Genomic DNA, 11,050 nt, shown 5'->3' with positions numbered 1-11,050 from the left:
GAGCGCCCGTGCGCCGAGCGCGGCGCCGCCGGCTCCGAGAAGAGCCGCGCCCGCGACCGTGCCGACCGCGGCACCCGCCCCGAGTTGCGGCGCGCCGGACACGAGGCCGGAGGCGACGCCCGGTCCGAAGATGGCGAGACCGAGCAGCGAAAGAGCGGCGAGAACAAGCGTCATCGCCGAAGCCACGTCCGGCTCGCCCATCCCGGCGGAGAGAAACATTTCAAAGAAGCCGCCGCCGATGCCGACGATGACGGCCAGCACCATGACCTTGAGGCCCGACGAGACGACGTTGCCGAGCACCCGCTCGGCGAGAAAACTCGTCTTGTTGAACAGGGCGAACGGCACGAGCACGAAACCCGCCAGCGTCGTCAGCTTGAACTCGATGATCGTGAGGAAGAGCTGGATCGCGAGGATGAAGAAGGCCAGCACCACCACCAGCCAGGCGACGAACAGCACGAGGATTGACAGGGCGTTGCCGAAGAAGGCGGGGAAGCCGAGCATGTCCTTGATAGCCGTCAGCATCGGCTTGGCGGCGTCGAAGCCTACGGAAGCGAGCTTGCCCGGCTTCAGCAGGTCGTCGGGGCCGATCGTGCCCCCGCCCGCGGTGAGGCCGAGGCCGGCGAAACTGCGGAAGACGATCTCGCCGAGCTGTTGGAAGTTGCCGAGAATGAAGGCGAAGATTCCGACATAGAGAATCTTCTTCAGGAACCGGCCCAGGACATCCTTGTCCGCGTCCATCGCCCACCACAGACCGGCCAGCGTGATGTCGAGCCCGATCAGGATAGTGGTGAGAAAGGCGACGTCGCCGCCGAGCAGGCCGAACCCGCTGTCGATGTATTGCGAGAAGGCCGCCAGGAAGCGGTCGATGATGTTGAGGTCCGGGGCCGGGTCCATCGTGCGCGGCCTATTGCGGCGTATAGGCGGGGCGGGTTCCGATGAACCGCCGGGTCCGCTCGTGGGCCGCTTCCATGACCTGTCGCTGGCGCGCCTGTTCGATGGCGTCGGCGCGATACTGCGCCGCCATCATCGACTGAAGCTGAAGCTGCTGACGGGCGACGAGCGCCATCAGTTGATTGCCGGCCTGCTGCGCCTGCAAGCCGCCGGTGGCGACCTGGCTTTGCGCGACGAGATCGGTGAGCAAGGCGCCGTCGGCCCGGACGTTCTCGACGACCTGGGCCTGAACGCGCATCGCCTGACGATAGCCCTGCAAGGACGACTGGAGCCGGGCGCGCGCGCGCTGGACGATCTGGTCGGTGCTGAGGCTTCGATCGAATGTCTGCGGAAACTGTTCGCGCAGCGCCGCATCAGTGGCGGCGACGTCGAAGGCGATGCCTTCGGCGCGAGCCATCAGGCCGTCGATGCGCTCGATGGAGCGCGTGAGCTGGTCCAGCGAGGAGAAGTCCAGACGCTGAAGCTGGCGCGCCTGGTTCTGCAACATGGTCGCTTGGTTCTGGAGCGCCGTGATCTGGTTGTTGATCTGCTGGAGGGTGCGCGCGGCCGTCAGGACGTTCTGGCTGTAGTTGGTGACGTCGAAGACCTTGAGTTGGGCGTGGGCCGGCGAAACGGGCGCGAGCGCGCCGCCGGCGGCGACGGTCGAGGCCAGAACGGCGGCGATGAGGATGCGGGAATTCATGAGGTCGGCTCCTTCTGCTAGTTGAATGGCGCGGCTTCAGCCGCGCCGGGAAAATCGCTGAGGAGGTCGGCGGCCCAGGCAAGGCCGCGCTCGCGCAGGAAGGCCGCGCCGAAAGCGTCGGGCCCCGGTGCTTTCAGGAGGTCGTCGATCAAGGCTTGCGTCGCGGGGTCGGACGCGCCGCAAAGCGCGAGCGCGACCGGGCCGAGTGCAAGTTCGAACAGCCGGTTTCCGCCGCGCGACTGGAGATAGTAGTGCCGCTTGGGCGTCGCCCGGGCGATGAGTTCCACCTGACGCTCGTTCAGGCCGAAGCGTTCATAGGCGGCGCGGGACTGCGGCTCGACGGCCCGGTCGTTCGCAAGGAAGATGCGTTGCGGGCAGCTTTCGATGATGGCCGGCGCAATGCTGCTGTCGGCGATGTCCGCCAGCGACTGCGTGGCGAAGACGACGCTGACGTTCTTCTTTCGGAGCGTCTTCAGCCATTCGCGGATGCGTTGGGCGAAAGTCGGATTATCGAGATAGACCCAGGCTTCGTCGAGGATGAGCAGGGTCGGACGACCGTCGAACCGGGCTTCCAGGCGATGGAAGAGATAACTCAGCACGGGCAGGACAAGGCTGGGCGTGTCCATCAGGGTTTCGGTCTCGAAACACAGCACGTCGGTGAGCGTCAGCCGGTTTTCGGCGGCGTCGAGCAGTCGTCCGAACGGACCTTCCAGCGTCCACGGCGCGAGCGCGGATTTCAGCGCCTGGGATTGCAGCAGGACGGACAACCCGGTCAGGGTGCGCTCCTCGGACGGCGCGCTGGAAAGGCTCGTCAACGCCGACCAGAGCATCTCCTTCAGCTCCGGCGTCATGATCAGCTTCTCATGGCTGAGAAGTTCGGCGATCCAGTCGGCGGCCCACGCGCGTTCGGCGTCGTCGTCGATGTCGCGGAGCGGCTGGAACGCCAGCGCGTCCCCCTCCCCGAGCGCGATATGGTCGCCGCCCATCGCCAGCGTCGCCGCCCGCGCCGACAGCCCCTTGTCGAAGATATAGATCTGCGATCCGGCGTAGCGGCGAAACTGTAGGGCGAGCAGCGCCAACAGCACCGACTTGCCCGCGCCGGTCGGTCCGACGATGAGCATGTGGCCGACGTCGCCGACATGGGGCGACAGCCTGAACGGCGTCGCCCCGCTCGTCTCCGCATAGAGAAGCGGCGGGCCGTCGAGATGGACGTTTCGAACGGGACCGGACCAGACCGCCGATAACGGCATGAGGTGGGCGAGGTTCAGCGTGTGGACAAGCGGCTGACGGACGTTGGCGTAGACATGGCCGGGGAGGCTTCCGAGCCAGGCTTCGACGGCATTGACGGACTCGCGGATGCAGGTGAAGCCGAGCCCGTTGACGATCCGCTCGACGACGCGGACCTTTTCTTCGGCGGCACCGCGATCGACGTCGGACACGGTGACCGTCGTGGTCAGATAGCCGAAGGCGACATGGTCGCCGCCGAGCGCCTGCAAGGCGAGGTCCGCATCGACCACCTTGTTGTCGGCGTCGGTGTCGGTCAGCGGGACCGGCTCGTTGGTCATCACCTCGCGCATCAACTGCGCGATCGACTTGCGCTTGTTGAACCATTGGCGCCGGATCTTGGTCAGCGTCTTGTTCGCCTCCGTCTTGTCGAGACAGATGAAGCGGGTCGCCCAGCGATAGGCGAAGTCCTGATGATTGAGCGCGTCGAGCAGACCGGGACGGGTCGCGTTGGGAAAGCCCAGGATCGTGACGGTCCGCAGATGCTCGTCGCCCAGCATCGGCTCGATGCCGCCCGACAGCGGGGTGTCGACGATAAGACCGTCCAGATGCATCGGCGTCGACGGAGCGGCGACCAGATGGCGCCGCGTCGAGATCGTCGCGTGAAGAAATGACAGCGTCTCCGCATCGTCCAGGCCGCGCACCACGGGCATGAAACCGGAGAGAAGGTCTAGGACGCGATCGGTTTCGGCGACGAATGCCCGCAGTTCCTGACGCCAATCGCGACCGACGTCCGGGGTGTCCCGCTCCAGAAGCGCGCGCTCCGCGCGATTGACCTGATCGGCGGGCGGCAAGTAGCAGAGCGTAAGGTGATAGCGGCTCTCGAAATGCTGCCCGCGCCGTCCGTCGAAATGCGCCCGCCGCTCCTCATCCACCAGCCAGGACGCCGCATCGGGAAAGGCGCTGTCAGGATAACCGAGCGCTTCGGCGCGCACCGCATCGAAGAACAGCGCCCAGCCCGAGCCAAGCCGGCGCAAGGCGTTGTTCGCCCGCGCACAGACCGAAACCAGTTCGGCCTCCGTCGCGGATTCGAGATCGGGACCTCGAAAGCGCAAGGTGCGCTGGAACGCCCCATCCTTGTTGAGGACCACGCCGGGCGCGACCAGGGCCGCCCAGGGCAGATGATCGGCGAGAAGGTCGGCGGTGCGACGGTATTCTTTCAGGTTCAGCATGACCACCATCCCTTCTGCCGAAGGTGGCGGACGCCGACGGCGGCGAAGTCCGGGTCCCGCTTGGCGGCGAAGACCGCGAGGCTGTGTCCGACGAGCCAGATGATGAGGCCGGCGACCCACTGTTGGAGACCGAGCCCGATCGCGGCGGCCAGCGTCCCGTTGAGGATCGCCACGCCGCGCGGCGCGCCGCCGAGCAGGATCGGTTCGGTCAGCGCGCGATGCAGCGGAACCTCGAAGCCCTCGACGTTCATGCGATGAGCGCTCCGCCGCCGAAGGAGAAGAAGGACAGGAAGAAGCTCGACGCAGCGAAGGCGATCGACAGGCCGAACACGATCTGGATCAGCTTGCGGAAACCGCCCGAGGTTTCTCCGAACGCCAGGGCGAGCCCGGTCGTGATGATGATCAGAACCGCGACGATCTTGGCGACCGGCCCCTGAACCGACTCCAGCACCTTCTGGAGCGGTTCTTCCCAGGGCATGCCGGAGCCTGCCGCGAGAGCGACGACCGGGATCAGGACCCCGGCCAGGACGACCGAGGCGGACAGGCGCGGATTCACGGTAGGCGTCATGGGAGTTCTCCTCTGAGAAGGGCTTTGAGCTGAGGGGGATTGAGGTCGGTCACGGCGTAGGCGCCGTCGCTGTCGAGGCCCGACACCTCGGCGACGGTCTCGATCCGCCGCCCGACCCCGCGACCGCGGATGAAGACGACGAGATCGATCGCTTCGGCGATCAGGCGGCGCGGCACGGTGACGACGCCTTCGGCGACGAGCTGTTCGAGCCGGTAAAGCGCGGCGTGCGCCGAGTTGGCGTGCAGCGTGGCGATCCCGCCCGGATGGCCGGTATTCCAGGCCTTGAGCATGTCGAGCGCCTCGGCGCCCCGCACCTCCCCGACCACGATCCGGTCGGGCCGAAGGCGAAGGGTCGAGCGCACGAGTTCGGCCATGCCGACCACGCCGGGCCGTGTTCGCAGCGGGACGGTGTCCACCGCCGCGCATTGCAGCTCGCGGGTGTCCTCGATGAGGATGATCCGTTCGTCGAGCCCGGCCATTTCGGCGAGCAGCGCGTTCGCGAATGTCGTCTTTCCGGACGAGGTGCCGCCGGCGATCAGGATGTTCTTGCGATCCACGACCGCACGTCGAAGGACGTCGGCTTGAACCGGCGCGAGCATCCCGTCCGCGATATAGTCGATGAGGCGATGGACCTTCACGGCGGGCTTGCGGATGGCGAAGCAGGGCGCCGTGGCGATCGGAGGGAGAAGGCCTTCGAACCGTTCGCCGCCGCTCCCGTCGGGCGACGTCGGAAGTTCGGCCGAGACGATGGGCGCGTTCGGATGGACCTCCGCCCGGACATGATCGGCGACGAGACGGACAATCCGTTCAACGTCCTGCGGCGTCATTCTCACGCCGGTGTCGGTGCGGCCTTCACCCAGCCGATCCAGCCGCAACGCACCATCCGGATTGACCATGATCTCGATGACCACGGGATCGGCCAGTGCTTCGGCGATCGCCGGCCCCATCGCCGTGCGCAGCATGGCGCGGCGTCGACCGAAGGTGACGGGGTTGGCGCCGGTCACGCCGCGTCCTCCTGGACGGTCAGCATGTCGCTCGTCTCAGTCCCGGCGATCCGCCGTCCGACCTGATCGATGAATTTCTGGAATCGTTCGCGCCCGATCGCGCGGGCGGCCGCATCCGGCTCGGGAATCTGCGCGGTAAGGCTGAACTGGAAGCTGAGGAAGAGCGAGACGCTTTCCAGCAGCACGTTCATATCGCGGGCGAGACGCCGCTGATCGGCCGCCATCCGGTCGAGGCGCGGCTTCAGCAGCTCGTCGATCTCGCGCATTCCGCGGCGGCGGAAATGCTCGCGCAGCGCGCCGGCGACGATGGCGGATTTTGACGTCCCCGGTCCACGCGCGAGCCGATCGAGCTCGGCGGTGAGTTCGTCGTCGAGATACACGTGGTGGCGCGGCTTCATGCGCGTTCCACCGGGGCAGGAAGCCGGCTGGCTTGGGCGCCTTTGGCACGATTATTCATGAGCCTCGTCCGTCGGCCGTCGCGACGCGCGACGGGTCGACAGCGAAGATCAGACGAGGCGGCTCAGGCCGTTATCCCCGTTATTCTCACGCAAATGCACGGACGCAGTCGATGACGGCGCTTGTCATCATCCGCATTACTCAACCCTGGCAGCCACCTGCTGCGACTTCTGCGTCAAGGACGGATTTCAGGATCGCCTCCGATCGCCTCTGGCCATAGCCTCGGCCATAGGCGGAGGACGTGACCGCTGTCACGAGACGACAGGACGGGACGACGTAGATCTTGTTGCCCCCGTTCCCTGATGCGAACGAAACGGCAATGTCAGTGTCGGCGATCCGATAGGTTTTGCCGTACCAGAAATAACCATAGCTATCGGCGTAAGGATCGTCCGCCGCGATGTTCACCTTTGGCGCCAACATCTCGGCTATCCATCGCTCGCTTACGACCTGGCTATTTCCTGACCGCCCGCCGTTACGCACCATCTCGCCGATCGACGCCAGACCACGCGTCGTGAGCCAGAGATTGCCCTGCCCTTTCGTGACGCCCGCCGCGTCATCATCCCATCGCCAGCGCGCGACGCCTAACGGCGAAAACAGGTGGAGATCGGCGAACGCGCTCATTTTGGCGCCCATCGCCTCGGTGACGACGACGCCGGCCGTGTAGGCGGTCACGGAATTATAGCGATATCGCGAACCCGGAGGGTCGGCCTGCGGAACAGCTAGGACAAAAGCTAATGGATCGGGCGCGGCATCCATCCGATCCTCATTTCCGGGCGAGGCAGGGTCTTCGTCGAAGGCAGCCAAGCCCGACCGCATCGTCAGCACGTCGGCCAAAGACGCGGCCCCGATGGCGCTCCCCTCAGCGGCAGACCAGTATTGTGACACCGTGTCGTTCACCGAGCGAACCGCCCCGTCATCGATTGCGATGCCGAGGACCAGCGCCGTCACGCTTTTTCCGGCGGAGCGAACATCGTGAAGCTCCTCCGGCGTCGCACCATTGTAATAGCGTTCAGCGACCGACTGCCCGTCGCGCAGCACGACGACGCCTCTAAGGTCGGGATGCTCGTGTCTATCCCATTGCGCGAGGACAGCGGCGAGATCGGCCTTGTCGGCCGAACCCGTGTCCGCCGAAGCGACAAGGGCGGCAGCCATTCCTAAACCTGTCAGTACCTGCATCCACCCCCTCCGAAGGGCTCAGTATGTCCGGCACGATAGGCGGCCCCGGAAGATCGAACAATGAAGCAGCGCACGGGATCAACTCTCGCAAACGGGTTATTCAGCCCACGCAATCATCATTGGCGGAGCGCGCGCACATGGCGCGCGCTCCGTTGAGATCAGCCGTTCAGCTTATCCTTGACCGCTTTCGCGGGGCTGAACGTCAGCTTCTTGGACGCCGCGATCTTGATCGTTTCGCCCGTCGCCGGATTGCGGCCTTCGCGCGCAGGGCTATCCTTCACCTTGAACTTGCCGAAGCCGTTCAGTGCAATCTCGCTGCCGCCAGCGGCCGCATCGGCGATCGCGGCGAAAACCGCGTCGACGATTTTGCGGGCGTCGGCTTTCGAGGTCCCGTGCTCGGCCGCGATCTTGTCGGCCAGGTCGCTGTTGTTCATTGCTGTCTCCTGAGCGTTGTAGAGGCGCATCGCCTAGCGTGACGCACCGCCGCCGTCACCTGGGATCTGAGTACGCCAGGCCTAGAAATCGGGCAGCAGGTCGTCTCCTTTGCCCGTCGCCTCATTCATCGCGTGAGCGCGCGAGACATTCCTCAGCGCCGTCAGCGCGCGCCGGTCCAGCGCCGGATCGCCGTCGTCCTCGCCGGTCGCAGCCGCGTCGTGGACCTCGGGCTCCTGCGTCGCCTCGGCGCCTTCCTCGGCAAGGCCCGGATGCCGTTGCTGCTGGAGACCGCCCTCTTCTGCGATCGCCGCGATCAGTTCGTCCTCGTCCGGAGAGACGAGCGCGACATGCGGTTCGCGCACCTGACCGCCCCAGTCGTCGGAACGCGCAGCGGGGCGGTCGGCATACCCATCGTCTGCGAGTTCCGGAGGCCGCAGAACCCGTGATTTGAAGTTGCGGTCCTCATAGTAGCGCAGCTTCTTCGCCCGGATCGGCGCGAGGCCGGACACCATCACCAGTTCGTCGGCCGGCGGAAGCTGCATGATCTCCCCGGGCGTCAACAGCGGGCGGGCCGTCTCCTGTCGGCTGACCATCACATGGCTGAGCCAGGGGGCGAGGCGGTGGCCGGCGTAGTTGCGCTGGGCGCGCAGCTCGGTGGCGGTGCCGAGCGCGTCGGATATCCGCTTGGCGGTCCGTTCGTCGTTCGAACTGAAGGCGATGCGGACGTGGCAGTTGTCGAGAATGGCGTTGTTTTCGCCATAGGCCTTGGAAATCTGGTTGAGGCTCTGCGCGATCAGATAGGCGCGAATGCCGTAGCCGGCCATGAAGGCGAGCGCGGTCTCGAAGAAGTCCAGTCGCCCTAGGGCGGGAAACTCATCGAGCATCATCAGCAGGTCGTGTCGCCGTCTCTTCTGCGGATCGCCCTCCAGCCGTTCGGTCAGGCGCCGTCCGATCTGGTTGAGGATCAGGCGGACAAGGGGCTTGGTGCGGCTGATGTCCGACGGCGGAATGACGAGGTAGAGCGAGACCGGCGCCGCTGCGTCCACAAGGTCGGCGATGCGCCAATCACAGGCCGAGGTCGTCTCCGCCACAACCGGATCGCGGTAGAGGCCGAGAAACGACATCGCCGTGGACAGAACGCCGGACCGCTCGTTCTCCGACTTGTTCAGCACCTCCCGCGCCGCCGACGCCACGACCGGATGAACCATCGGATTTTCAGGCGCGCCGAGATGGTTGGTCTCCATCATCCGACGCAGGGTATGGGCGAAGCTGCGCTGAGGATCGGACAGGAAACTGGCGACGCGCGCGAGCGTCTTCTCCTCCTCCGCATAGAGGACGTGGAGAATCGCCCCGACCAGCAGGGAGTGGCTGGTTTTCTCCCAGTGGCTGCGCCGTTCGAGCGCCCCTTCCGGATCGACCAGGATGTCGGCGATGTTCTGAACGTCGCGCACCTCGTCCGGACCCTTGCGGACTTCGAGCAACGGATTGTAGCGCGCCGAGCGGGGGTCGGTCGGGTTGAACATCAGGCAATGCGAGAAACGGGCCCGCCACCCCGCGGTGAGCGTCCAGTTCTCGCCCTTGATGTCATGAATGACCGCCGAACCCGTCCACGACAGAAGGGTGGGCACGACCAGGCCGACGCCCTTGCCAGAACGGGTGGGCGCGAAGGCCATCACATGCTCGGGACCATCGTGGCGCAGATAGTCGCCGTCCTTGACGCCGAGGAAGACCCCGGACGGCTGCATCAATCCGGCGCGCGCGATCTCGCTGTGCGTGGCCCAGCGCGAGGAACCGTAAGTCGTCACCTTGCGGTTCTGCCGTGCGCGCCAGAGCGAGCCGGCGATCGCGGCCGCGCAGGCGAGGAAGCCTGACGCCCCCGCCAGCAGCCCCGCCCGGTCGAAGACGTCGGGCGCATAGGCCTCGTAATGGAACCACCAGCCGAACAGCGCCCAGGGACGATAGACCGGGACATCGAACAGGGTGAACATCGGCGGGCCGAGTTGCGGTTGATGGCCGAGCATCGCGGCCGCCCATTGCGTCGCCGCCCAGACGCCGAGGGTCACCATGGCGAAGCAGACGAGGATTTGGCCGACGAGAAGTTTGGTAGGGGTCACGGTGTTTCTCCGCCGCCGGCCAACGCGCGCGCGGGCGGCGAGGCGAGACTCCCGTCATGCGGATCGAATCGTTAGACTGCTTATCCGCATTCAAGCGCACGGACGCGCCAGGCTGCCCATCCGGTCAGGAACCGCGCCTCGCGATTGCGAGGTCGCCGTCTACGATCTCCAAAAGCCCGGCAAGCGCCGCGTGCGCGGCGGCGGGGGCGAAACAGACAGGAGAGCCAAGAAGAGACGGATAGCGCAGTTCCTGCCTGGAGTGGGGAGCGTCGAGCACTTCGATCAAGTGAGCGATGTCCCGTGGTATCGGGGCTGACGCCCCGTTTCGCACGACTGTCGTCATGGCTCTTTCAAGACTATGGCCGACCGACGACATCAGCCACGCCTCCTCGCCGTCGACACGCAGAATCTGGGCCTTGAGCGCCAACTCAAGGGCATGGGCGATCAAGTGCCAGTAGGAGCGCAGATCGGCCCGCTTTCCCAAGACGACGCCTGCCGCCTCGGCATAGTCGCGCGCCAACGCCAGGTAGGCGCCCGCCCTCTTGCAATCACTCATCAGCACATCGCCTCCTGCCTAGGTGATCGACGGCCCGCCCCGCCCACGCCCGATCGTCCAGTTGACGCCGTCACCCTTCATCACGCCCGACACCGTCCGGCCGACATGGCGGTCGAGAACCGGCCGCCAGGGCACGAGGGTAAATTCGCGGGACTTCTCGATCAGCGCGACGCGCCCCGAGGCCAGATCGACCGGCCGACGATAGACGCCCTCGATCCGGTCGCCCGACCGGCTCTCGACATAGCCCAGACCGAGTTCGTCCGAGAGGGTCCCGGCGATGCGGCTCATCTCGCGCCGCCTGAGCTGGGCGAGCATGTCCCGACGATAGACCATCTTGCCCTGATCCTCCTCGGCCAACTGCTGGCCCACGAGCCAACGCATCCGGCGGGCCTTCGTCTCTGCGATCTCCTGCCCGAACCCCGCGTCGCGCGTCGCCTCGGGCGCGGATGCAACCAGTTGGCGGTCGAGCCAGGTCGCACCGTCGAAAGTAGCCTGCCGTTCGAGCGGGATCGTGGAAAGCCTATCGACGGCCACCGGCGCGGCCTTGGCGCGCCCGGCCTCGAACGCCGCCGCCCGCGCGACATGGTCGGGCGCGATCGACCAGCGGCCGTCGGCTTCGCGCTCGACCCCGGCGCCGGCCTTGCGCATGGCC

The 11,050-nt window shown here is 66.2% G+C and carries 12 protein-coding genes; all 12 read right to left on the bottom strand.

Annotation, left to right across the window (positions count from 1 at the left end; all coding sequences use genetic code 11):
• On the bottom strand, positions 1-894 hold an 894-nt coding region (trbL, locus tag RT567_RS08615; RefSeq protein WP_313575774.1), incomplete at its 3' end, for a P-type conjugative transfer protein TrbL.
• Between the two features lie 10 nt (positions 895-904).
• Positions 905-1,633, bottom strand: coding sequence for a P-type conjugative transfer protein TrbJ (gene trbJ / locus RT567_RS08610; protein WP_003165142.1), 729 nt, complete (start codon positions 1,631-1,633; stop codon positions 905-907).
• 17 nt (positions 1,634-1,650) lie between these two features.
• Positions 1,651-4,089, bottom strand: coding sequence for a conjugal transfer protein TrbE (gene trbE, locus RT567_RS08605; RefSeq protein ID WP_003165143.1), 2,439 nt, complete (start codon positions 4,087-4,089; stop codon positions 1,651-1,653).
• On the bottom strand, positions 4,083-4,340 hold the full coding sequence (locus RT567_RS08600) for a VirB3 family type IV secretion system protein (RefSeq protein ID WP_003165144.1): 258 nt from the start codon (positions 4,338-4,340) through the stop codon (positions 4,083-4,085). Before RT567_RS08600 ends, trbE begins: the two co-directional genes overlap by 7 nt.
• Positions 4,337-4,657: a TrbC/VirB2 family protein gene (locus RT567_RS08595; protein WP_003168646.1), complete on the bottom strand. Its 321-nt coding sequence runs from the start codon at positions 4,655-4,657 to the stop codon at positions 4,337-4,339. The genes RT567_RS08600 and RT567_RS08595 overlap by 4 nt, the downstream gene beginning before the upstream one ends.
• Positions 4,654-5,619: a P-type conjugative transfer ATPase TrbB gene (gene trbB / locus RT567_RS08590; protein ID WP_003165146.1), complete on the bottom strand. Its 966-nt coding sequence runs from the start codon at positions 5,617-5,619 to the stop codon at positions 4,654-4,656. Before trbB ends, RT567_RS08595 begins: the two co-directional genes overlap by 4 nt.
• 38 nt (positions 5,620-5,657) lie before the next feature.
• A complete protein-coding gene (locus tag RT567_RS08585) occupies positions 5,658-6,059 on the bottom strand; it encodes a CopG family transcriptional regulator (protein ID WP_003168647.1) in 402 nt (133 codons plus the stop codon).
• 199 nt (positions 6,060-6,258) lie between these two features.
• Complete coding sequence (locus RT567_RS08580) at positions 6,259-7,293, bottom strand: serine hydrolase (protein WP_232623933.1); 1,035 nt, start codon at positions 7,291-7,293, stop codon at positions 6,259-6,261.
• A 158-nt stretch (positions 7,294-7,451) separates the two neighbouring features.
• The gene (locus tag RT567_RS08575; protein WP_003165149.1) at positions 7,452-7,727 is read right to left on the bottom strand and encodes an HU family DNA-binding protein; all 276 of its coding nucleotides are present in this window, start codon (positions 7,725-7,727) and stop codon (positions 7,452-7,454) included.
• Between the two features lie 81 nt (positions 7,728-7,808).
• Positions 7,809-9,794: a conjugal transfer protein TraG gene (locus RT567_RS08570; RefSeq protein WP_003165150.1), complete on the bottom strand. Its 1,986-nt coding sequence runs from the start codon at positions 9,792-9,794 to the stop codon at positions 7,809-7,811.
• A gap of 172 nt (positions 9,795-9,966) precedes the next feature.
• Positions 9,967-10,398, bottom strand: coding sequence for a hypothetical protein (locus tag RT567_RS08565; protein ID WP_003168651.1), 432 nt, complete (start codon positions 10,396-10,398; stop codon positions 9,967-9,969).
• Positions 10,399-10,416: 18 nt separating this feature from the next.
• Positions 10,417-11,050: DUF3363 domain-containing protein (locus tag RT567_RS08560; protein ID WP_313575771.1), on the bottom strand; the 634-nt coding region annotated here is incomplete at its 5' end.

Source organism: Brevundimonas sp. (assembly GCF_032107865.1).
Lineage (GTDB): Bacteria > Pseudomonadota > Alphaproteobacteria > Caulobacterales > Caulobacteraceae > Brevundimonas.
This window is presented reverse-complemented; position numbering and strand designations above follow the sequence as displayed.